The 23,366-nt window shown below is 60.2% G+C and carries 19 protein-coding genes and 2 pseudogenes; 13 read left to right on the top strand and 8 right to left on the bottom strand.

The window, feature by feature from the left end; translation table 11 throughout:
- The first annotated feature begins 27 nt into the window (after positions 1 to 27).
- Entirely contained in the window at positions 28 to 1,134 is a 1,107-nt protein-coding gene (locus HJB82_RS29170) for an NAD(P)-dependent alcohol dehydrogenase (protein WP_207584589.1), read from the top strand.
- A 21-nt stretch (positions 1,135 to 1,155) separates the two neighbouring features.
- Positions 1,156 to 2,594, top strand: a pseudogene (locus HJB82_RS29165) (coniferyl aldehyde dehydrogenase).
- A 99-nt stretch (positions 2,595 to 2,693) separates the two neighbouring features.
- Here the strand turns inward: HJB82_RS29165 and HJB82_RS29160 are convergent.
- Positions 2,694 to 3,761, bottom strand: coding sequence for an ABC transporter ATP-binding protein (locus HJB82_RS29160; protein WP_221142220.1), 1,068 nt, complete (start codon positions 3,759 to 3,761; stop codon positions 2,694 to 2,696).
- Between the two features lie 337 nt (positions 3,762 to 4,098).
- On the opposite strand from HJB82_RS29160, the gene HJB82_RS29155 reads away from it, so the two are divergent.
- From HJB82_RS29155 to HJB82_RS29125, 7 genes are all read left to right on the top strand, one after another.
- Complete coding sequence (locus HJB82_RS29155; RefSeq protein WP_221142219.1) at positions 4,099 to 5,739, top strand: extracellular solute-binding protein; 1,641 nt, start codon at positions 4,099 to 4,101, stop codon at positions 5,737 to 5,739.
- Between the two features lie 172 nt (positions 5,740 to 5,911).
- The gene (locus HJB82_RS29150; RefSeq protein ID WP_221142217.1) at positions 5,912 to 7,030 is read left to right on the top strand and encodes a carbohydrate ABC transporter permease; all 1,119 of its coding nucleotides are present in this window, start codon (positions 5,912 to 5,914) and stop codon (positions 7,028 to 7,030) included.
- Positions 7,030 to 7,941 (top strand): carbohydrate ABC transporter permease, encoded by a 912-nt coding sequence (locus HJB82_RS29145; RefSeq protein WP_221142215.1) that lies wholly within the window; start codon positions 7,030 to 7,032, stop codon positions 7,939 to 7,941. The genes HJB82_RS29150 and HJB82_RS29145 overlap by 1 nt, the downstream gene beginning before the upstream one ends.
- A 17-nt stretch (positions 7,942 to 7,958) precedes the next feature.
- Entirely contained in the window at positions 7,959 to 8,981 is a 1,023-nt protein-coding gene (locus HJB82_RS29140; protein WP_221142213.1) for a LacI family DNA-binding transcriptional regulator, read from the top strand.
- 44 nt (positions 8,982 to 9,025) lie between these two features.
- Entirely contained in the window at positions 9,026 to 9,487 is a 462-nt protein-coding gene (locus HJB82_RS29135) for an RbsD/FucU family protein (RefSeq protein ID WP_207584596.1), read from the top strand.
- Positions 9,484 to 10,407 carry a ribokinase gene (gene rbsK / locus HJB82_RS29130; protein WP_207584597.1) on the top strand — a complete coding sequence of 308 codons (924 nt, stop codon included), beginning with the start codon at positions 9,484 to 9,486 and terminating at the stop codon, positions 10,405 to 10,407. The genes HJB82_RS29135 and rbsK overlap by 4 nt, the downstream gene beginning before the upstream one ends.
- Positions 10,408 to 10,493: 86 nt before the next feature.
- The gene (locus HJB82_RS29125) at positions 10,494 to 12,425 is read left to right on the top strand and encodes a diguanylate cyclase (protein WP_221142211.1); all 1,932 of its coding nucleotides are present in this window, start codon (positions 10,494 to 10,496) and stop codon (positions 12,423 to 12,425) included.
- 105 nt (positions 12,426 to 12,530) lie between these two features.
- On the opposite strand, the gene HJB82_RS29120 is transcribed toward HJB82_RS29125, so the two are convergent.
- The 7 genes from HJB82_RS29120 to HJB82_RS29090 all read right to left on the bottom strand — a co-directional run bounded on the left by HJB82_RS29120 (position 12,531) and on the right by HJB82_RS29090 (position 19,471).
- On the bottom strand, positions 12,531 to 13,529 hold the full coding sequence (locus tag HJB82_RS29120) for a helix-turn-helix domain-containing protein (RefSeq protein WP_207584599.1): 999 nt from the start codon (positions 13,527 to 13,529) through the stop codon (positions 12,531 to 12,533).
- A gap of 946 nt (positions 13,530 to 14,475) precedes the next feature.
- Positions 14,476 to 14,625 carry a hypothetical protein gene (locus tag HJB82_RS29115; RefSeq protein WP_246762881.1) on the bottom strand — a complete coding sequence of 50 codons (150 nt, stop codon included), beginning with the start codon at positions 14,623 to 14,625 and terminating at the stop codon, positions 14,476 to 14,478.
- Between the two features lie 285 nt (positions 14,626 to 14,910).
- Positions 14,911 to 15,990, bottom strand: coding sequence for a glycine betaine/L-proline ABC transporter ATP-binding protein (locus HJB82_RS29110; RefSeq protein WP_221117225.1), 1,080 nt, complete (start codon positions 15,988 to 15,990; stop codon positions 14,911 to 14,913).
- Positions 15,983 to 16,870 (bottom strand): proline/glycine betaine ABC transporter permease, encoded by an 888-nt coding sequence (locus tag HJB82_RS29105; RefSeq protein ID WP_207584601.1) that lies wholly within the window; start codon positions 16,868 to 16,870, stop codon positions 15,983 to 15,985. Before HJB82_RS29105 ends, HJB82_RS29110 begins: the two co-directional genes overlap by 8 nt.
- A 95-nt stretch (positions 16,871 to 16,965) precedes the next feature.
- Positions 16,966 to 17,967, bottom strand: coding sequence for an ABC transporter substrate-binding protein (locus HJB82_RS29100; RefSeq protein ID WP_207584602.1), 1,002 nt, complete (start codon positions 17,965 to 17,967; stop codon positions 16,966 to 16,968).
- Positions 17,968 to 18,034: 67 nt separating this feature from the next.
- A complete protein-coding gene (locus HJB82_RS29095) occupies positions 18,035 to 18,829 on the bottom strand; it encodes a pyrroline-5-carboxylate reductase (protein ID WP_221142208.1) in 795 nt (264 codons plus the stop codon).
- Between the two features lie 12 nt (positions 18,830 to 18,841).
- The gene (locus HJB82_RS29090) at positions 18,842 to 19,471 is read right to left on the bottom strand and encodes a TetR/AcrR family transcriptional regulator (protein WP_207584604.1); all 630 of its coding nucleotides are present in this window, start codon (positions 19,469 to 19,471) and stop codon (positions 18,842 to 18,844) included.
- Positions 19,472 to 19,617: 146 nt separating this feature from the next.
- Between HJB82_RS29090 and HJB82_RS29085 the strand changes: the two genes are divergently transcribed.
- From HJB82_RS29085 to HJB82_RS29070, 4 genes and pseudogenes are all read left to right on the top strand, one after another.
- Complete coding sequence (locus HJB82_RS29085) at positions 19,618 to 21,654, top strand: NADH:flavin oxidoreductase (protein ID WP_221142207.1); 2,037 nt, start codon at positions 19,618 to 19,620, stop codon at positions 21,652 to 21,654.
- A 45-nt stretch (positions 21,655 to 21,699) separates the two neighbouring features.
- The gene (locus HJB82_RS29080; protein WP_207584606.1) at positions 21,700 to 22,302 is read left to right on the top strand and encodes a dimethylsulfoniopropionate lyase; all 603 of its coding nucleotides are present in this window, start codon (positions 21,700 to 21,702) and stop codon (positions 22,300 to 22,302) included.
- Between the two features lie 36 nt (positions 22,303 to 22,338).
- On the top strand, positions 22,339 to 23,088 hold the full coding sequence (locus HJB82_RS29075; protein WP_221142205.1) for an electron transfer flavoprotein subunit beta/FixA family protein: 750 nt from the start codon (positions 22,339 to 22,341) through the stop codon (positions 23,086 to 23,088).
- 23 nt (positions 23,089 to 23,111) lie between these two features.
- Positions 23,112 to 23,366, top strand: a pseudogene (locus HJB82_RS29070) (electron transfer flavoprotein subunit alpha/FixB family protein); the annotation flags it as partial.

Here is a 23,366-nt window from a genome sequence, read left to right as displayed (position 1 = left end):
CGGGCAAATCATCAGGAGGAGGAAACCATGAAGATTCATGCCGCGGTGGCGCGTGCGCCGCATATGCCGTTTTCGCTGGAAAGCCTCGATCTGGAGGAGCCGCGCGAGGGGGAGATCCTGGTTCGCGTCGTCGCGACCGGGGTTTGCCACACCGATATCGTCATGCGCGACCAGCATCTGCCGGTGCCGCAGCCGGTGGTGCTCGGCCATGAAGGTGCTGGAATCGTCGAGCGTGTCGGGCCGGGCGTTGCCAAGGTAGCGCCAGGCGATCACGTGGTCATGACCTTCAATTCCTGCGGTCATTGCCCGAGCTGCAACGATCACGAGGAGACCTATTGCCACGAATTCTTCCCGCGCAATTTCTTCGGTTCGCGCGCCGATGGTTCGAGCGGGCTCTCCTATAGAGGGGAGCGGGTGAACGGCAATATTTTCGGGCAATCCTCCTTTGCCAGCCACGCGCTCTGTCATGAGCGCAATATCGTGAAAGTGCCAAGCGATGCCGATCTGGCGCTGCTCGGGCCGCTTGCCTGCGGCATCCAGACCGGCGCCGGCGCGGTCATGAATGCGCTCAAGGTCGAACCGGGAAAAGTGCTTGCGGTTTTCGGCATGGGGTCCGTGGGCCTCGCCGCCGTCATGGCGGCGCGGATCGTCGGCGCTTCGCGCATCATCGCCGTCGACGTCAACGAGGCGCGGCTGGCGCTTGCCACTGAACTCGGCGCGACCGATATCGTCAACGGCAAAGCGAGCGACGCCGTCGCCGCGATCATGGCGCTGACGGGCGCGGGCGTCGATTATGCGATCGATGCCTCCGGCGTGCCCGCCGTCATCGACCAGTGCGTGCGGGTGCTGGCGCCGCGCGGCACCTGCGGCATTGTCGGCGCTTCGCCCCATGGCGCGACGCTGACGCTCGATCTCACTCATATTCTCTCCGGTGGACGCCGGGTGCGCGGCATCGTCGAGGGTGATTCCAATCCCGACGTGCTGATCCCGCTGCTGATCGACCTTCACCGACAGGGCCGCTTCCCCTTCGACAGGCTCGTCACCTTCTATGATTTCGCCGACATCAACCGGGCGGTGGAGGATGCCGAAAAGGGCATCGTGCTGAAACCGGTCGTGCGCCAGCCGGCCGTCTGACACCGTTCAAGGGAGGAAAGAATGAACACCGTCGCCCCAATCGCTACCGATACCAGTCCCGATGCCATGAAGGCGCTGCTCGAACGGCAAAGGGCGTCCTTCCTGAGGGAAGGGCCACCAAGCATCCAAACCCGTGCCGATCGCATCGATCGCGTCATCGCTCTTCTCGTCGACTACAAGGATGCGATCGCCGCGGCGCTGTCGCAGGATTTCGGCAGCCGCAGCGTCGAGGCGAGCCTGCTTCTCGATGTCTTCACCTGCGTCGGTTCGCTCAAATATGCCAAGGGCCATCTCGCCGAATGGCTGAAGCCCGAGCGGCACGAGGCATTATTCCCGGACGCGGTGGCCGAAGTGGTCTATCAGCCGAAGGGGGTGGTCGGGATACTCAGCCCCTGGAATTTCCCGTATCAGCTGGCCCTTGCGCCGCTTGCCGGCATTCTCGCCGCCGGCAACCGCGCCATGATCAAACCGTCAGAGGTGACGCCGGCTTCCTCCTCCTTGATGGCGCAACTCATTGCCGGCGCCTTCGACGAAACGGAAATCGCCGTCGTGCAGGGCGGACCGGCCACGGGCACGGCCTTTACATCACTTGCCTTCGACCATCTGATCTTCACCGGCGGCACCGCGATCGCCCACCACGTCATGCGCGCGGCGGCGGAAAACCTGACGCCGCTGACACTTGAGCTCGGCGGCAAGTCCCCCGTCGTCATCGGCCGCTCGGCCGACCTCGCGGACGCGTCGCGTCGCGTCATGACCGTCAAGACGCTGAACGCCGGCCAGATCTGCCTGGCACCGGACCATGTTTATGTGCCCGAGGAAAGTGTGACGGCCTTCGCCGAACATGCGGCCGCGGCGGTCGGCGCGATGTATCCGGGGCTGAAGGAAAATCCTGATTACACCTCGATCGTCAATGCCCGCCATCATGCCTGCGTCCAGAGCCTGGTCGCCGACGCCAGGGCCAAGGGTGCCCGCGTCGTCGAGATCAACCCGGCGGCGGAGAATTTCTCCCAGCAATCGGCCCATCGCATACCGCCGACCCTGATCCTCGATCCCACCGAAGACATGCGCGTGCTGCAGGAGGAAATCTTCGGGCCGGTGCTGCCGGTTATTGCCTATCGCGATATCGCCGACGTCATTGATCGGATCAATGCCAAGCCGCGCCCGCTCGCTCTCTATTACTTCAGCCAGGATGGTGACGAGGAGCGCCGGGTTCTCGACAATACGACCTCCGGCGGGGTGACGGTCAACGATTGCATGAGCCATGTCACGCGGAAGGCTTACCCTTCGGCGGCGTCGGCCATTCGGGCATGGGCGCTTATCACGGCAAATTCGGCTTCCTCGCCTTCTCGCATCCGCGCGCCGTCTACCACCAGAGCAAGATGGTGGAAGCGGAATATATGATGCGCCCGCCCTTCGGCGAGGCAATGCGCGGCTTCCTGGCCGCGGCGATCTGCAAGTAACGACAGAACAGGGATCGATGGCACCGCATATTTGCGAGGCCATCGATCCCTGTTCATTCGACGTACCGTCAAGCGTCCCTTATCCGAAGGCGTGGCGGCTTAATCGAGCCGCAGCGTCTTGCCCGATCCAGCATCAAATAGATGGAGCTTTTCCGTACGGGGAGCCACCGTCACGACTTGCCCGGGCTCGAACTCATGGCGTTCCGAAAACACCGCGACAAGTTCGCCCGGCCCGTAGCGCAGGAACACCATCGTTTCATGGCCGGTGGGTTCGGTGACGCTGACCGTTGCCTTCAAGCCGCGTTCGGCGAGCGACAGATGTTCGGGGCGAACGCCGAGGAGCACGGACTGCCCGTCTGTTGCTTCGGGTGTGAAACCAAGACTGATCTCGTCGCCGGTCTCGGTGACGAAGATAGCGCCATCGGCCTTGTACCGGCCTTTCAGGAGGTTCATCGACGGCGAGCCGATGAAGGTTGCCACGAACGTGTTGTTGGGACGGTCGTAGAGTTTCAGCGGCGTGCCGATCTGTTCGACCTTGCCTCCCTGCATCACCACGATCTTGTCGGCCATGGTCATCGCTTCGACCTGGTCATGCGTGACGTAGATCGTCGTGGTTTTCAGCCGCTGGTGCAGTTCCTTGATCTCCTTGCGCATCTGAACGCGCAGCTTGGCATCGAGGTTCGACAAAGGTTCGTCGAACAGAAATACCTGCGGAGATCTGACGATGGCCCGCCCCATCGCCACACGCTGCCGCTGGCCACCCGAAAGCTGGCGCGGATAACGGTCGAGGTAAGGCACGAGATCGAGTGTTTCGGCCGCCGCCTGCAGGCGCTGTTTGATAACGTCGGCTGGCTGCTTCTGTAGGCGAAGCGCAAAAACCATGTTTTCGGCAACGGTCTTGTGCGGATAGAGCGCATAGCTCTGGAAGACCATTGCGATATCGCGGTCCTTCGGGGGGAGATTGTTGACGACGTTTCTGCCGATTGAAATCGTGCCGTCGGTGATGCTTTCGAGCCCTGCCACCATGCGCAACAGAGTTGACTTGCCACAACCGGAAGGGCCGACAAGCACCACAAACTCGCCGTCGCGGATTTCTATATCGACGCCATGCAGGACATTTAACGCGCCGTAGGCCTTGCGTGCCCTCGAAATATTGACCTCAGCCATGTGCCTCCCACTCGCTTTCTGCCGGCCCCCGGGCGCTCCCCAAGGGCCGTACATCTCACGACAGGTGCTTCCTGCAAGAGGGCCGATGAGCCGCCTTTTGCCGATTTGAAACTACCTGTCAGGCCTCCTCCATGAAACGTTTCATTTCCTGTTGACTTTTTCCACCTGCCGTCTAATTCTCGAAATCGAGACCGGGAGGAGCGGTTTCAGGCAAGATATGAAACGTTTCATTTTCTTGTTACCAGATAGTTCCGCACGAGGCCAGTGTAAAAAAGCACTGGAGCCAGCCCGGCAAGGCCAGCTGGCGGCAGCACAACGAAACATGGAGGAGGAAGGCATGAGAGTTGAAATATATGATGCATTGATGCGCCGTCAGGCAAGTCGCCGCGACGTCTTGCGCGGAACGGCAAGTGCCGCAGCTCTGCTCGGGCTGTCTGGCGCGATGGGCGGCATTGCCGGCACGGCGTTTGCTGCCGATGATCTGCGCGCCCAGATCCTGAAAATTCCAGGTGTCGGCAAGGGCTCGCCGACGGACTCAGATTGGCAGAAGGTCGGCGAGCTTTGCCTCGGTCCGACCAAGGCCAATGTCAAGCAGGGCGAGTTCGCCGGTGTCGAGCTGACCTTCATGGGGCTCAACAATCAGAACCTCCACAACTTCCTGTTCCGCGGATTCCTGAAGCCGTGGGAAGCCTATACGGGCGCCAAGATCAACTGGATCGACCTTGCTCAGGCTGATTACAACGCTCGCCTTCAACAATCGATCGCAACCGGCACGGTCGACTTCGACATCCTGGAGATGGGTGCACCGTTCGAAGGCGACACCGCCGGACGCGGGCTTCTGGACGAGATGCCTGACTGGGTTGCAAAGCAGATCGAGGCGGACGACATGGTCAGCTACCTGAAGCCACCGGTCGGCACCTGGGATGGCAAGACCTATCGCGTGACGATCGATGGCGACTGCCACACCTTCGCCTACCGCAAGGATTACTTCGGCGAAGGCTCGATCAGCGGCATGGCCGAGCCGCCGAAGACCTGGCAAGAAGTGAATGCAGCTTCCCAGGCGCTGATCGGCAAGACCGATCCGCTGACCAGTCAGCCAGCCTACGGCTATCTCGATCCCCTCAAGGGATGGGGCGGTTTCGGCTTCTATTTCATCGAGAACCGCGCAACGGCCTATGCTAAATATCCGGGCGACCCGGCCTGGCTTTTCGATCCTGAAAACATGAAGCCGCTGGTCAATAACCCGGCATGGGTTCAGGCGATCCAGGACGTCTTGGATCTGATTGCGGCGAAGGCCTATCCAGCCGACCAGATCAATGCCGATCCCGGCACCACAGCCTTCTCGCAGTTCCTGGCCGGCACCGGCGCAATGTTGATGTGGTGGGGCGATGTCGGCTCCAGCGCACGCACCTCCGACACCTCGGTCGTCGGCGACGTGGTCGGCTTCGGCATCAACCGCGGCTCCAACCGTGTCTACAACCGCAAGACCGGGCAGTGGGAAGACAAGTATAACGAAGCGCCTAACATGGCCTATCTGGGCTGGGGCATTTACGTTACCAAGCAGGTCTCCAGCGACGAGAAAAAGCGCAAGGCGGCCTGGTCTGCTGCTGCCCATCTCGGCGGCAAGGATCTTTCTCTGTGGACGTCGGCCTATCCCTCCGGTTTCCAACCCTATCGTCAGTCCAACTTCAACTATGACGAATGGGAAAAGGCAGGTTACGACCGCGCCTATATCGAGGACTATCTGGGTTCGAACGTCGATAGCTACAACCATCCGAACGCCGCTATCGAACCGCGTATCCCCGGCATCTTCCAATATTACTCCGTCGCCGAAGACGAACTGGCGAAGGGTTTTGCCGGACAGTACGAGTCGGCACAGGAGACCGCGAATGCGATTGCGGCCGCTTGGGAAAAGATCACCGACCAGATCGGCCGCGATAGCCAGCTGAAACTTTATCGGACGAGCCTTGGGCTCTGATCGGTGACTGCTGCATAATTCCTTAAATTGGAATCGATTTGAGGATAAAATTATGCAGCAATTCAAGGTGTACGGCGTCCTTTGCGCGTCTTTCAGACGCGCGGCGCTGTGAGCGCGCTGGCGGATCGGGAACGATTTCGCCAGCGCCCATTCTGTTCGGGCGAGGAATATCATGTCGACAGTCGAAGGCGACCTGCTGCACACGGTCGAAGCCGGCTCAATTTCCGTGAGCCGTCGTTTCTGGGGCCAAGCGGTTCTGTGGCTGAGCGCCATATGGTTCGTAACGTCATTTGCATTGCAGGGTGCCCATGCGTTGGGCTGGATCGATTGGGGTTTTTCGAACTGGCGCCCGATACTTTATGCCTATTTTCTCTGGGCCGCAGTTCTCTGCGTCACGCGCGTCGTCATTTACGGCGAGTCGGGCAAGAAGGCGCTTTTTGTTCTGCCGGCCGCGCTTTTCGTCGTGTCGATGGTGGTCTTTCCGCTGATCTTTGCGCTCTGGATCGGCTTTTCTGATTGGAACCTCGCCTCTTCGGCAGGGCGGCGCTTCAACGGGCTCGACAATGTACGCCGGATGATCACCGATCCGTTCTATGGCAATGCCCTGCTCAACATGATCCTTTATTGCCTGGCGATCGTCGTCGAATACGCAATCGCGTTCGGCCTGGCGTTGCTCCTCAATCAGGAAATCCTTGCCCGCAAGTTCTGGCGCGTCACCTTTCTGGTGCCCTTGATGTTATCGCCGGTCGCGGTGAGCTGGATGGTCGGCAAGTCGATGATGGAAACCCGCTTCGGCCCGGTCGCGCGGTTTGCCCGCTGGCTCGGCTGGGAAAATCCCTCCTTCTTCGGCGATCCGCTCGTGGCGCGGCTTTCGATCATGATCATGGATGCCTGGACCTTCATTCCGTTCATGATGATAATGCTGCTCGCCGGACTGCAGGGCCTGTCGCGGGAGGTGCTGGAGGCGGCCGAAGTCGATGGTGCCACCAAGTGGCAACGCTTTTGGAAGGTGATTTTCCCGCTCATGCTGCCGGTTTCGGTAACGGCGGTGATGATCCGCATCATCTTCAAGCTGAAGCTCGCCGACATCATCATAACGGTGACATCGGGAGGTCCCGGCGGGGCGACCGATTCCGTCACCAGTTTCATCTATCGCGAATATCGCGACCGTTCGAATGTTGGATACGGCACCCTTCTCGCGCTCGTCTATCTGGTGATCATCGTTTTCGGCATGACCGGGCTGATGAAGATTTCCGACCGTATCGTGAAGCGCATGACAGGAAGGCTCTGATGGTTCGGATCGATTTCGAAAAATACGCGCGCGGCCAGCGCATTCGTTGGTGGGTCATGCGTTTCGCCATCTACGGCCTGCTGGTCACCTGGGCATTTGTCTGCGTATTCCCGCTGTTCTGGACGGTCTCGACCTCGTTCAAGACAGCGGCTGACGTCATGCGCGGCAATCTGATCCCCTGGTTCAACTTTGCCCCCAACTGGCTCGGCTGGCGCTCGCTCGGGCTTTCCCCGGATACGATTTTCGAGATCTCGACGGTGCGCGACGAGTTCATGCGCAGGCTGTGGAACAGCATCATCATTTCGGTCGCGGCATCGGCTCTTGCGGTCGTGCTCGGATCGCTCGCGGCCTATGGCCTCAGCCGTTTTTCGTACAAGTTCGGCCATATGCGCAACTCCGACATTTCGTTCTTCTTCTTGTCGCAGCTCATAATGCCGCCCGTCGTTCTCGCCCTGCCGTTCCTCGTTCTCTACAAGGAACTGGCGCTGCTGGACACTTATGTGGGAATGATCGCCGTCTATACACTGATGGTCCTGCCGATTGTCGTCTGGATCATGCGCGACCAGTTCGCCACGGTGCCCGTTGAGCTCGAGGAGGCAGCGCTTGTCGACGGACTGTCGATCTGGGGTGCGTTTGCCCGCATCATCGTGCCGCTCGTTCTGCCGGGCATGGTGGCCGCCTTTCTGCTGGCGCTGATCCTGTGCTGGAACGAATATTTCTTCGCCGCGCTGCTGACTTCCACCAATACCAATACATTGCCGGTGATGATTGCCAGCCAGACGGGCAGCCAGGGCATCAATTGGTGGTCGATGGCCGCTCTTTCCACCGCCGGCATCCTGCCACTGGTTGTTGTCGGCGTCATGCTGGAAAAGCACATCATCGCCGGGATGACCGCGGGAGCGGTAAAGTAGCTGCGGGACGTTCGAAAATGTCAAAGATGCCTACAATCAAGGATGTCGCCGAGTATGCGGGCGTATCAGTGGGCACCGTTTCGCGCGTGCTGTCGGGCGAAGCCGCGGTCAAACCTGTGCTGCGCGAAAAGGTCAGCGCCGCCATTTCTGCGCTCGGATACCGGCCGAATGTGACCGCGAGAGCGTTGCGCACCAGCAAAACCGACGTCATTGGTCTCGTCGTTCCCGACATCACCAATCCGTTCTTCGCGCAACTTGCTGCAAGCGTCGAGCGCGCCGCGCTCGAATGCGGGCATAGCCTCATGCTGGCTAGTTCGCATGACGATCGCGAGGCGGAGCAGAGCCACGTTTTCGCGTTCCTCGACCGGTCGGTGCGCGGCATCATCGTGGTGGCTTCGAGCGACGGTTCGGGCCTCCCCTTGGAGGGAGCGGTTCCAATCATATCGCTGGACCGGCGCTTCGGCACCTTTCCCTTGGTGTCGACCAACCATGCGCAAGCTGCCGCGCTAATTGCAGACCATCTCTATGGGTTGGGCCATCGCCACATCGCCTACATCGCTGGGCCACCCGACACGGAGGCGGGGCGCATGCGTAAAGAGGGCTTTGTCAGCCGCATTGACCTGTTTGGAAAGACCGGCGAGGCAGTTGAACTCGAAATCGCGTACGGCAAATTCGATTATGAGTCCGGTGAGAAAGTTGCCCGCGACCTGCTTTCGCGCCCACCACAGGATCGACCCACGGCAATCGCGGCTGCCAGCGACCAGCAGGCCATCGGCGCGCTGCGCGCTGCACGCGACCTCAAGATCGATGTGCCGCGCAAGCTGTCCGTGACGGGGTTCGACGACATTTCGCTCGCTAACCTCGTCGTGCCACGGCTGACAACCATACGCCAGCCGGCCGACACGCTGGCACGGCGCGCGGTCAGCCTTCTCCTTGAGGAGCCGCCAGGCAAAGGAGACGAGATGATCGACGGATCGCTGATCGTGCGGGGTTCGAGTGGCCCGTGCGCGCAGCCCAAGGTCGCCGGGCATAAAAATTGAAGCAAGGCCGGCACTGCCGCCATTATAAGGGATGGAAAGATCGAATGCTCAAGGGAATCAGGGCCGAACTCAACGGCGATATTCTTCAAGCACTTTGCAACATGGGACACGGCGACTATCTCGTCATCTCCGACACGAACTTTCCGTCGGATTCGATCGCCCGCCAGACGCGTCTGGGTAGGCTTCTGACGATGGAAAACATTTCCGCGCCGCAGGCGATAGATGCGGTCCTCTCCGTCTTCCCGCTGGACACCCCGATTCAGCCTTCGGCGGGGCGCATGGAAGTGATCGGCAAGCCTGACGAAATCCCGCCGATTCAACAGGAAGTCCAGGTCATCGTCGATCGCGCCGAAGGCAAGTCATCGCCCATGTATCCGGTCGAGCGGATGACGTTCTACGACATCGCCAAAAAAGCCTATTGTGTGATCGCAACGGGAGAACTGCGATTTTATGGATGCTTCCTTCTGACCAAGGGCGTCATCCCGGCGGAGGAGGCGGTCAGATGAGCGGGAAAAGCGGAATCGTCATTCTGGGTATTTTTGCCGCCGACACCGCCTATAAGGCCAAGCGCCTGCCCCATATTGCCGAGACGCTGATGGGGTCGGGCTTCACGCTTGGGCCGGGAGGCAAGGGCTCCAACCAGGCAATAGCCGCGGCAAAGGCCGGCGGCACGGTAACCTTCATCTCTCGGGTCGGCAACGACCCGTTCGGCGAGATGGCCCTTGCGGCCTATGCCGCGGCCGGCGTCAAAGCCAATGTGATGAAGATGGACGGCGTTTCCAGCGGTGCTGCCTTCATCTTCGTCGACGAAATGAGCGGCGACAATGCCATCATCGTCGCGCCGGGTGCTGCTGGTCTAATCGGCATAGAAGATGTCGATGCGAACCGGGCGGAGATCGAAAGCGCCGCCATTTTTATGACCCAGCTTGAACAACCGCTCGACGCGGCTGTCCATGGCCTGACGATGGCGAAAAGGGCAGGGGGCACCACGATTTTCAATCCGGCGCCCGCCCGCACGCTACCGGACAGCATCTATGGCCTGTGCGATTTCATCGTTCCAAACGAGGTGGAGGCGGCCGAATTGGCGGGGCATGCGATCGAAACGGATGACCAGGCACGAGCCGCGGCCCGTACCCTGCTGGATCGCGGAGCGAGAGCGGTCATCATCACCCTCGGTGCACGCGGCGCTTTCTATCACACGGCCGGTCAGAGCGAATTTGTACCCGCCTTTTCTGCGGGCAACGTCGTCGACACTACGGGCGCTGGCGATGCCTTCCTGGGCGGCTTCGCGACAGCGATCTCCGAAGGATATGCGCCGATCGAGGCCGTCCGCTTCGGTTGCGCGACGGCGGCAATCGCCGTGACCCGGCCAGGCACGGCCCCCGCCATGCCTTCGCGCGCCGAGATCGACGCCTTGCTGCGCTAGGAGTTCGTGCCAGGCTCGCGGGCGCATCAGCCAAAGAATGAGGCTGACAGGCCCCGGTTTAACGAAGCTCAAACTAGTGTTGTCGTATGACAGCTTCGTTACATAGCTTGGAAGGTGGATCCAGCGCGGTGAATGGCAATTGGACGCAATTCGGTGGCAACCTTTCATTCGTGTGCCTGGCGATCTCGCTGTGGGCGCTTTTTTCCATCCAGTTTCAGCGCCGTGCCTTCAGGCAGGAAAAAATCGCCTTCGGAATCATAGCCGGCGGCGCCTCCATCGGATCCATATTGCTGGCCGTTGAATTCCATCCCGGCATCTATGTCGACCTGCGCTTTTCGCCACTTGTATTGGCCGGCATGTTCGGGGGGCCGATCGCGGCGGCTTTTGCCGCAGCGCTGGCGATTGCCTTTCGTTTTGCCGTCGGCGGTACGGCGATGGTCGACGGGATCATTACAACGGCCATCGCCACCGGTATCGGTTTGGCCGGTCATGTCTGGACCCGCAAGAGATCTCCGGGACCGATGGATGTTGCGCTGCTGAGCCTGGCACTCGGCTTTGCATTGGTCCTGTCGATGGCTATGCTTCCCACCTTGGTGAATGCCCATGTGCTGGCCGGCGTCGGTTTTCCCCTGGCCGTATTGAATTGCCTGGCGACCGTTCTGGGCGGTTTCGTTCTCCTGAAGACGCAGCAATGGGAGTTGGAACGAAGCATATTGGTGACCGCATTTTCGCAGTCACCCGACTATCTCTATGTGAAGGACCGAAACAGCCGGTTCATCACCGTCAATGAAAACATGACCCGCCTCTTCCGTTTCAGGACGACGGCGGAGATGATCGGATTGTCGGATTTCAATCTGATGTCGCGACCACTCGCCGAGGAATTATATCATCTCGAGCAGCAGGTCATTGACACCGGGGTGCCGCTGATCGATTCCACCGAGCGTATCGAAGGCAGATTTCTGCTCGCCTCCAAGGTTCCGCTGAGGGACAAGCAGGGGCGTGTGATCGGCCTCGCAGGCGTAACGCGAGATGTTACGGAGCGCACCGCCCTGGAGCGGGAATTGCGCGAAAGCAAGAACCTGCTCTCGCATGCGATGGCCGGCATGTCCGATGGCATCGCCATGTACGACAGCAGAGGGTTTATCCTCTTTTGCAATGATCAGTATCGCAATGCGTTCCCGCTCTCCGGAGAGGCCCGCGTGGTCGGCGCCCATATCAGCGACATCCTGCGCCGCGTCGCCGAAACCGGTGAGCGGCCCGGTGTTCCGGAAGGGGATGTGGAGGAGTGGATCAAGGCTGCTACTGCTTCACTGCACAGCAACAAGGACGAAGAAGTTCAGCTTCATAACGGCGACTGGCGCAGCATCCGGACAAGGCTTGCGGAAGACGGTGCGGCAATGGCTGTGGTCTCGGACATCACGGCGACGAAGCAGGCAGAAATCGCACTCAGGCTATCGGCGGAACAGCTGAAAAATCTTGCCGAGACCGATGGGCTGACCGGCATGGTCAACCGCCGGGCCTTCGACGAAGCTTTCGCACGTGAGACGGCAGGCAGCGCCCGGAAGAACACGCCGTTCAGCCTTCTGATGGTCGATATCGACCGGTTCAAAGCCTATAATGACACCTATGGCCACCCCGCCGGCGACCAATGCCTGCGTGTCGTCAGCATGTGTTTGCGCCAGTCGGTCAGCCGACCGGCGGATATCGTTGCCCGCTACGGTGGAGAGGAATTCGTGGTGTTCCTCCCCGACACCAGCGCCAAAGGAGCAATGATCGTTGCCGAGCAGTTCGCTCGTCGCCTGGCCCAAGAGAGTATCGTTCATTCCGGCAGCGAATTCGGAAGGGTGACGGCCAGCATCGGCGTATCCTGCGCGACGGGAGCGGTCCTGCGGGCCAACCCGAACCGTCTCCTGACCGAGGCCGACGCCGCCCTCTACGACGCCAAAACGCAAGGCCGCAATCGCATTATGGCCCATTCGCCCAGCGGCGAACGGCACGAGATAAAGGAAGCTGGCTAGGCCGCTCTATCAACGGACGCGGCCAAATCTGCTCATCCTGTTTTTTCTGTCGAACCATCGCGCCAGCGCCCCGGATGGTTTATTCACTTCGGCAATGCACGGCCATTATCGCCGCATCGCGCGCTTCCTGGTGTCGGACGGATATTCCCCGTATGTCGTTTTATAAACCGCGGAAAACCGGCCGAAATGAAAGAAACCCCATTTGAGGCAGACGGCCTTCATGGTGTCCTTGCTCTCTGGATCGAGCAAATCCTGGCGCGCTGCGCGCAGACGGAGCGTCAGCAGGTATGCTGCGGGAGAGGTATCCCTGAAGGCACGAAAACCGGTTTCCAGCGCCCGACTGGATACGCCCGCCGCTTCGGCCACCTTCGGCATGGTGATCGGCTGATCGATATTGGCGTGCATGAATTCGATCGCCTTGCGGACATGCCGGGGTGCGATCAGGGCAGGCCCGTTCTCCAGGAAATGCGACAGCCGGTGAGGCACCAGGCGTACGACCAGATCGGCCAGCGCCTGCGTCAGGTGCGCCATGGCAATCGGCGACTGCAGCAAGGGGCCATCGTCGCGCATGCCCTGGATGATCGTTTCCGTGAGGCTGCCGATCATCCGGCCGGCCGGCTTGGATAGATCGAGTTCTGGCAGCAGGTCGAGAGAGCCGCTGAAGGGCATCTCGAAGGTCTGGCCGATCGTCTGCAGGATGACGGGCCAGTTGACCAGCAGCTCGTCGATGACGTTCGCTTGCCCGTGCATGATGACGCTGTTGGGTTCGAAATTATTGTAAAGAAGCAGTTTTCCTTGCCCGGCCTCGGCGACGCGGGGGCCATAGGTGACCCCCATACCGCCGCTGCGTGGCACAACGATCGACAGATACTCCGCCGTATCGACGGTCGGCTCGATATTGAACTGAAACTCGGCCTCATGATAACCGGTGAGCAGTACCGCATCGTCAGTCGCGGCAAAATCCAATCCCCAGTGGAACTCCTGAGCCCGGCCGACAGGCTCTGCATCGAATGCGCCAAAAGCGCCTCCGAGGGTTTCGACCATGTTGTCGAAGGACGAGCCGCGAAATCGAAATGAGAATTGCGGCGCGCTATTTTCCGACATGCTGCCCCCATTGTTCCACGTGGCTGCGTTGACTTGTCCTTCTCAACCGCTCGCAGATTTCGACGCGACACGCGATCCGTGTCGACGGATTGATGTGCGTACCTCTATTGGCCCCGCCGGTCGCCATCGATCGGTGTCCTCCGCTTTGTCAGCGCCTGCGGGCGGGAGTGATGGGCGATGCTTGGCTATATCTTAGCCGAACGGGGCCTGGAACGCAGCACGCCTCGGCGGAGCATGTGGATATCCGCGTGGTATCGGCAGAGAGATCAGCACCATGTGCAAGTCGACACAGGTCGAGTTCGAGCGTGGCATGCGTCAAGGAAACCAAGCGGTTAAATGCATTTGTCGACAGATCCAATCCGGTCAGCTCTCCGCAGCCTGAAGCCAGGAACTGGCAGACCTTTGAACAATAGGCAAGCCTTCGCACCACCTGCTATAATGATAAGCCGGTGATGAAACGATTACGCAGAGGGGCAATTTTATAGGGTGTATCCGTGAGGCCACGAAAGGCACAAACGCTACGGTCTGGCCTTGATGCGCATCATCATCTGAAGCTATGGAAAACGCCCCAATCCGGGATCTGCGCAGTCGCCTGCCGAAGGTTCTATAGTGGACCGCTTATAGCCTTCGGCAAGCAGACAGGCATGCAGGCATACGCACGGGATGGGGTGCGTATGTATGATCCCTTCCATCCTTTTTTGGGGGGTGATGGGTGGAGGGGCTTGGCTCTGGGACCGTGAACCATCATGGTTTGGTCGAAAATCATCTTATTACTCCGTGGCGATGGAGCAATTGCCGGCGCCCGATAAAGTCGGCTAAGCGGCTTTTCGCGACGCAGTCTGGACTGGCCTTGCGCAAAATGTATACGCAAGCGCTGGCGAGAGGTTGTTCGTGCGCGGCTTGCGGACACAGGAAGAGGTCGATTAGGGCGTAGCGGGAGCGGGCGTCACAGCTCCAAGGCAGCTCGCCTATCCTCATAGAAGGCATAGGGCGCCTGGCGCGGGGCGGCGCAATCTCCGATCTCTATGACATCGATACTCTGCGAGCGCAATTCCTCGCCCAGCCAGTTCGCGGACGCATCGGTGGTGGCCAGCACCAGGCTGTCGCCTTCCTCGAAGAAATGCTCACTGGTGTTGTTATCGAGTAGGCTGACGCCATTCCAGCACGCTGTCGGGCAGCCTGCACGAATCCGTCGATGATTTCCCAGATCTCGGCCTCGCTCATGGCATGCGAGCCGTCGCTGTCGTGATAGCTCGGCAAGCCGGACGGAGACCGATGCGAGCGGTATGAGCTATCGGAATCCCCATGCGCGCCGACATGAGCTGGCGACGTGCCTGAATCGGTGTCGCCAGCAAACGGAAAGACGGCCGCATCTGGAGCGTCAGAGGGCGACCGACAGGGCACTATCGCGTCGGGGGGCAACCTCCTGCGAATTCACCATCGCGCCCGCGAGCTGCCGGAAAGTGACAAGCCCCAATGTTTCCCCGGAGGGCGAAACGACCCTGGCATCGCCCTCTGGCGCCGATGCCAGCATTCGGACGGCCTCTTCGACGGTCGTGCCTGCCGCAATCGCCAGTCCAACCGGCGCCGCACCGGAGTGCAGCGGCGTCATGACGGCTTCGACATGGATGACCCGGCCTCGATTGACCTCCTTGACGAAGTTGGCGATGTATTCGTCCGCCGGACGCAGAACGATGTCCTGGCTGGTGCCCTGCTGGATGACTTCGCCGTCGCGCAGGATGGCAATCTGGTCGCCCAGGCGAAGTGCTTCATCGAGATCGTGGGTGATGAAGACGATAGTTTTTTTGATCTCTTTTTGAATGTTGAGAAGCACCGTCTGCATGTCCGTGCGGATCAAAGGATCGAGCGCCGAATAGGCTTCATCCATCAGAAGGACCGGCGCGTCGTTGGAAAGGGCGCGCGCCAGGCCGACGCGCTGCTGCATGCCGCCGGAAAGCTGGTTGGGATATCTTTGCTCGAAGCCCTTCAGGCCGACCCGCTCCAGCCAGCGCATGGCGATGTCGGTCGCTTTCGCGCGCTCCACGCCCTGCACTTCGAGGCCGAAGATGGTGTTGTCGAGAACATTCCGGTGCGGCAGAAGCGCGAACTTCTGAAACACCATCGCCGTCTGGTGCCGACGAAACGCCCGCAATTCGGTCTCGTTCATCTTCACGACATCGACGCCGTCGACCAGCACTTCGCCGGCGGTTGGATCGATCAGACGATTGATGTGGCGGATGAGCGTCGATTTCCCCGACCCCGAAAGGCCCATGACTACCTGGATGCGGCCGGAGGGAATCTCGACATTGATATCCCTCAGGCCCAGCACGTGACCGTGCTTTTCGTTGAGTTCGGTCTTTGACATTCCCTTCTGGACGGCATCGACATGCGCGGAGGGGTTGGGACCGAAGATCTTGTAGAGATGGCGGATCTTGATGCCGCCGAAACGCTGATCAGCCATGGACGATCTCCCGATGCTTCTGGAGCCTCTTGCCATACGCCTGGCTGACTCGGTCGAAGATGATGGCGATGCCGACGATGGCAAGGCCGTTGAAAATACCCAGGGTGAAATACTGGTTTGCAATCGCCTTCAGCACCGGCTGGCCGAGGCCCTGGACGCCGATCATCGATGCGATGACCACCATGGCCAGCGCCATCATGATCGTCTGGTTGATGCCGGCCATGATGGTGGGAAGCGCGAGCGGCAGCTGCACCTTGAACAGCTTCTGCGCGCTCGAGGTCCCGAAGGCATCGGCTGCCTCCAGCACATCCTTGTCGACCAGCCGGATGCCGAGGTCCGTTAGCCTTATCATCGGCGGAATGGCGTAGATGACGACGGCGATCAGTCCCGGCACCTTGCCGATGCCGAGCAGCATGACGACAGGGATGAGATAGACGAAACTGGGCATGGTCTGCATGACGTCGAGGATCGGATTGATCACGCGCTGCAGCCGGTCGGAACGTGCCATGAATATTCCCATCGGAATGCCGATGGCGATGGAAAGAACCGTGCAGACGAAGATCATCGAGACCGTCCGCATCGTATCGTCCCACATGTCGAAATAGCCGATCAGCAGCAGCGTCACCAGACAGCCGAAGACGACCTTCAGGCTGCGGCTCCCAAGCCATGCGATGGCTAGGATGATCGCGGTGATGATCGGCCACGGCGTCTGCGTCATGAACCGTTCGGCGGCGATGAGGAAATGCTGCAGCGGAATGAAGAGGGTTTCGATGCCGTCGCCGTAGGCGCGGGTAAATCCGCGAAAGCCGTCATCGATCGCCTTCTTCAAATTGCGAAGCGCGTCGTCATCCATATGTGGGAATTTATAAAACCATTCCATTCGGATCCCCTTTTTCTTCAAAGAGCCGCTGCAGTCTTTTTGATTTTATCGGCTGTGAGAGGCGGTGCGCTTTTCGCGCACCGCGATAGTCAATGTTAAAGCGCAGCTTCGATCTTCGTGGCCGCCTCAGGCGAGACCCACTTGGTCCAAAGGTCCTTGTTTTCCTTCAGGAAGTGCTTGGCGCCGTCTTCACCAGTTGCCTGGTTGTCGGTCATCCACGACATCAGCTTGTTGACCGTGTCATTGCTCCAGGAGCGCTTCGCCAGATAGCCCATGACCTCAGGCCCGACCTTTTCCGAAAAGGGCTTGGCAACCAGGGTGACGACATGATCGACCGGCCAGGCATTGGGCTTCGGGTCGGCGCAATCGGCGACGGTGATGCAACGCTTCCATTCGGCGGCATCCTGCGGCACCCCGGCTTCGAGCTTGACCATCTGATACTTACCGAGCAGCGCGGTCGGCGCCCAGTAGTAACCGGCCCAGCCTTCCTTGCGCTCGTAAGCCTTGGCGATTGAACCATCGAGACCGGCGGCCGAGCCGGTATCGACGAGGGTGAAGCCCGCCTTCTCGGCTTCGAAGGCCTTGTAGAGCTGCGAGGTGACGACAGTGCCACCCCAGCCCTGCGGGCCGTTGAAGATGGCGCCCTTCTTCGCGTCTTCGGGATCGGGGAAGAGTTCCGGATGCTTCAGCACGTCGCCGATGGTCTTGATATCGGGATGAGCGTCGGCGAGATATTTCGGAATCCACCAGCCCTGCACGCCGCCATCCGGCAGTGGAGAACCGACCTGAACGATGCGGCCTTCTTCCGTGCCCTTCTTGACGACGTCGGGGAGAAGATCGATCCAGGCTTCGGGCGCGATATCCGGCTGGCCTTTTTCGGCCATGGAGGTGATCGTCGGGACGGTGTCGCCAACGGTGATGTCAGCGCTGCAGCCATAGCCTTCGTTCAGGATGAACTTGTCCAGGTTTGAGAGAACTTCGGCGCTCTGCCAGTTCATGCTGGCGATGGTCACGCTGCCGCATTCGGCGGCGCTGGCGAAAGACGCTCCGCCAATCAGGCCGAATGTCAGACATGTCGTTGCGAGTAGTTTTTTCATTGTCGTTCCCTCTGTTTAGCGGCTGGTCTTGCCGAGCGGGGTGCCGCAGTGCCCGCCCCAACGGTCGTCAGGAAACCTTTCCCATACTCACCGATTTCTCAAATGCCGCCGACAAACCCTTGGCGATCGACGCGTCGAATCCCGCAGCGCGCATGCTTTCGATGGCCGCCGCCGTCGTACCGCGATAATCGAGAAAGGTCTGAACGACGTCTTCGGGACTTTCGTCGCGGCGCTCCAAAAGGCGACCGGCGCCTGTCATCACCGTATTGACGGCGCGGCGCGCAATCTCCGCCGGCAGGCCGCGGGCGACGGCGTCATCCATCATGGCAGCCGCAAGCAGCGCCGGCAACGCCGGTCCGGAGCCGGAAAGGCCGGTGAGGTAATCGATGTCGCTTTCCCTTGCGACCTCGTCCTGCGATCCGCAGGCCTCGAAAATGGCGCGGACGACGGCCCCGTCATTTTCCGTGACCTCGCTTGTGCCGATCCACGGCGTATAGGACTTAGCCACTTCGGCAGCCGCATTCGGCAGGGCGCGGACGACACGGCCGGTCTTGTGGTGTTGCGAAAGGGCGGCGAGACCAATCCCCGCCATCACCGAAATGACGAGCTTGCCGCCGGCATCGACATCAAGGGGATGCCAGTCATCAGGACGGACTGAGAGGAAGATCACGTCCGAGCGGTCGGCCAGCGCCTGATTGTCGGCCGTCCAGAAAGAATTCAAGAAACGATCCGGCTGTTTACCGCGATAGGAGAGAGAGAGCTTTCGAGGCTCTAGCAAACCCGCGTCGAGGATCGAGGCGGCGATGGCTCCGCCAAGCCAGCCGCTGCCGCCAATAATACCGATCCTCAAGGAAACGCTCATCTCGGCTTTCCTCTAATCGGGCTTGTGGCCATGCCGGGAGAAGAAGCGATCGAGCTCCCTCTGCTGCGGCACTTCGCCCGTGTAGATCGCGATATATTCGGGAATCCGTTTCATGCGGACGGCGAGTTCCTCCCTTGATTGCATGGAGATGTATCCGATCTGGACGAGGTAAGTTGTACGCGCTCTGACATCCGATGTCGTTTCTGGTAACCCGAACCGCATGAACATGCGCTTGAGCGCCTCCAGCCGAATCTGATCGGCCTTCTGGACCTCTGCGAGAAGCTCGTCGGACTGCAGCGCCCAACTGCGCACGGCAAATTCGAACTTCGCGTCGAACAGATCGTTGTCGAGCCAGCAATCGAAGACATTGAGCATCGCTTCGGCGAGCGATTCCGCATAAGCCTCAGATCGCTTGACGATGTTGCCGGTGTTTTTGTCGCGCCATAGCGCCACGAGTGCACTCAACAGCTCCTCCCGATCCTTGAAGAACCAGTAGAAGCTCGTGCGCGAGAGATTTAGCTTTTTCGCCAGCGGCAGAATTTTCACCGAATCCACGCCGGACTCCAGCAGTGAGTGGTAAGCTGCTTCCAGCCATCCTTCCTGTGATCCGCGCCAACCGGTGTCGTTCAAAGCCTGATCCATAGGTTATCTCCTATCAAATTCCGAGGTCGCGCACAAGAAAAATGTACAGAAGTGTCAAAAATAACGACCATAATGTTTTCAATATTGACACATATGTACATTACGCCTAGCGTTTCCTCTGGTATTTTTAATCGGAACCGCGGCCCATGTCGAACGATCCTCTCCTTCAGCCCTATCAGCTCAAGCACTTGAAGTTGCGTAACCGTATTATCGTCACCTCCCACGAGCCGGCCTATCCCGAAGACGGTATGCCGAAGGAGAAGTATCGTGCCTACACGGTGGAGCGGGCAAAGGGCGGAGTGGCATTGACGATGACGGCGGGCTCGGCTGCGGTGTCCAGGGATAGTCCGCCGGTTTTCAACAATCTGCTGGCTTACAAGGACGAAATCGTTCCGTGGATCAGGGAAATGACCGACGCCGTGCACGAAGAGGGGGCGGCGATCATGATCCAGCTCACCCATCTCGGCCGGCGCACACGCTGGGACAAGGGCGACTGGCTGCCGGTTGTCGCCCCATCGCATCATCGCGAGGCATCCCATCGTGCCTTTCCGAAGAAGTTGGAAGATTGGGATATCGAGCGCATCATCAAGGATTTCGCCGACGCAGCCGAACGCATGAAGGCGGGCGGTATGGACGGCGTCGAACTCGAGGCCTACGGCCACTTGATCGACCAGTTCACGTCGCCGCTCACCAACGAGCTCGATGGTCCCTATGGCGGCTCGCTCGACAACCGGCTGCGTTTCTGTTTCGATGTGTTCAAGGCGATCCGGCAGAGGGTCGGGGACGAGTTCATCCTGGGCGTGCGCTACACGGCCGACGAATGTCTTCCGGGCGGCACCGGCAAGGCCCAAGGCATCGAAATCTCCAGGCGCCTCAGGGACAGCGGCCTTATCGACTACCTGAACGTAATCCGCGGTCACATCGATACCGACGCTGGCCTGACCGACGTGATCCCGATCCAGGGCATGGCGAATTCGCCGCATCTCGATTTCGCCGGCGAAATCCGCGCCGCGACAGACTTCCCGACTTTCCACGCCGCGAAGATCCCTGATGTCGCCACCGCGCGCCATGCGATCGCCTCCGGCAAGGTCGATATGATCGGCATGACCCGCGCCCACATGACCGACCCGCACATCGTCCGCAAGATCATCGAGAAGCGGGAAGAGGACATTCGTCCCTGCGTCGGCGCCAATTACTGTCTCGACCGCATTTATCAAGGCGGGGCCGCCTACTGCATCCACAATGCCGCCACCGGCCGCGAACTGACCATGCCGCATATGGTGGCGAAGGCCGACGCCAGGAAAAAGGTCGTCATCGTCGGCGCCGGCCCGGCCGGTCTGGAAGCAGCGCGCGTTGCCGGAGAACGCGGCCACCAGGTGGTCGTTTTCGAAGCGGCGAACAATCCCGGCGGCCAGATCCGGCTCACCGCCCAGAGCGAGCGCCGAAAGGAAATGATAAGCATCATCGACTGGCGCATGAGCCAGTGCGAGAAATACGACGTCACCTTCCATTTCAACACCTGGGCGGAAGCTCACTCGATCGAAGCCGAGAATCCCGATGTCGTCATCATCGCGACGGGCGGTTTGCCGCATACCGAGGTTCTCTCGAGCGGCAACGAGCTGGTGGTCTCGTCATGGGACATCATCTCCGGCGACGTGAAGCCTGGAACCAACGTGCTGATCTTCGACGATGCCGGCGACCATGCCGGCCTTCAGGCGGCGGAGTTTCTGGCCAAGGCCGGCGCCAAGGTCGAGATCATGACGCCGGACCGGTCCTTCGCGCCCGAAGTTATGGCCATGAACCTGGTGCCCTATATGCGCTCGCTTCAGAAGCACGACGTGACCTTCACCGTCACCTATCGCTTGGAAGCTGTCGAGAAAAGCGGCAATCAGCTCGTCGCTCATGTCGGCAGCGATTATGGCGGGATTGCCCGGCAGCACAGCTTCGACCAGATCGTCGTCAACCATGGGACCATCCCGCTCGACGAGCTCTATTTCGAGCTGAAACCCAGCTCGAGCAATCTCGGCGAGATGTCGCACGACCAGCTTCTTTCCGGGGAACCTCAATCCGTCATTCGCAATCCCGAGGGCAAGTTCCAGCTGTTTCGGATCGGCGATGCTGTCGCTGCGCGCAACACGCATGCCGCCATCTATGACGGCCTGCGCATCGCCAAGGATATATGATCGCAAGAGGGGCCGCTCGCCGGCCGCTCATTTCGGGGGGATGACATGAGTTTACGCGGAGAAAGCCTGCAGCTTTTCGTGGATGCGGCGTCTGCCGCTTTCGACCAATTCGCAAAGGCGCCGGAAGCACGCCGCTCGATCGGTCAGTTTTTTGCGGCGTTGGAACGGCGGGGAGCCGCACGTGCGGGAGAGGGAAGCCGGTTGCCGGTGTGTCATCACCTCGATCTGGCGCTCGCGATCGATACGTCCTATCCTTCGCTGACGGGATTAATCGAGGCCTTCAAAGGCATCGAGCCGATGCTTGAATGGCGTCGGCGCACCAAGTATGACCACACGGCCGACGACAATTTCGTCGATGGGCATGCCAATGCCATGATCATCGGCCCGGGAGGATTGGAGGAGCGGAACGACCTGTGGCTCGGTGTGACGTTAATGGCGCCTCAGGTGCGCTATCCGGACCATGACCATGCGCCCGAGGAAGTCTATCTGGTGCTTTCCGAGGGAGAGTTTCAGCAAGGGGAAGGGGACTGGTTTTCGCCTGGTATCGGCGGATCGTTCTACAATATCCCTGGAATCAAACATGCCATGAGGTCGGTGGGCACACCGCTCTTCGCCTTCTGGGCGCTGCTTGCCGAACGGCCGCACTGACGGCCGGCAGTCTAGGAAATAAAAGGAGTTTTGCAAATGAAGATTCTCGTACCCGTAAAACGGGTCGTCGACTACAACGTGAAGATCCGGGTGAAGCCGGACGGCACGGGTGTCGAGCTTGCCAATGTGAAGATGTCGATGAACCCGTTCGATGAGATCTCGGTGGAAGAGGCGCTGCGGCTGAAGGAAGCCGGCAGGTGCGAGGAAGTGATCGTCGTCTCGATCGGTCCGGCCAAGGCCGAAGAGACGCTGAGGACCGCCCTTGCCATGGGCGCCGACCGGGCGATCCTGGTCGAGACCGACGATGCGGTCGAGCCGCTCACCGTCGCCAAGATCCTCAAGGGCATCGTTGATGCCGAGCAGCCGGGTCTTGTCATCGTCGGCAAGCAGGCGATCGACGACGATTCGAACCAGACCGGCCAGATGCTGGCAGCACTGCTGGGGTCCGCCCAGGCGACCTTCGCCTCGAAGATCGAAATCGCTGACGGCAAGGCTCAGGTCACCCGCGAAGTCGATGGCGGCCTGCAGACGATCGAGATCAAGCTGCCGGCGGTCGTAACCACGGACCTCAGGCTGAACGAACCGCGTTACGCCTCGCTGCCGAACATCATGAAGGCGAAGAAGAAGCCGCTCGACAAGAAGGTTCCCGCCGATTTCGGCGTCGACACGACGCCGCGGCTGAAGGTGCTGAAGACCGAGGAGCCGTCGGGCCGCAAGGCCGGGGTCAAGGTCAAGTCGGTCGCCGAACTGGTCGACAGACTGAAGAACGAAGCCGGCGTGCTTTAAGCCAGGAAAGAGAGAACACCATCATGACTATTCTTCTTCTGGCCGACCACGACAATCAAAGCCTTTTCGACCAGACCGCCAAGGCGCTGACGGCGGCAAGCCAGATCGGCGGCGACGTCCATGTTCTGGTCGCCGGCAAGGGCGCCAAGGCAGCCGCCGATGCCGCGGCAAAACTCTTCGGCGTCGCCAAGGTGCTGCTGGCCGAAAGCGACGAGCTCGCCAACAATCTGGCCGAGCCGCTTTCCGACCTGATTGTTTCGCTGGCCGGTGCCTACGAC

The sequence above is a fragment of the Rhizobium sp. NZLR10 genome, from assembly GCF_019685125.1.
In the GTDB taxonomy this organism is placed as follows: domain Bacteria; phylum Pseudomonadota; class Alphaproteobacteria; order Rhizobiales; family Rhizobiaceae; genus Rhizobium.
This window is presented reverse-complemented; position numbering and strand designations above follow the sequence as displayed.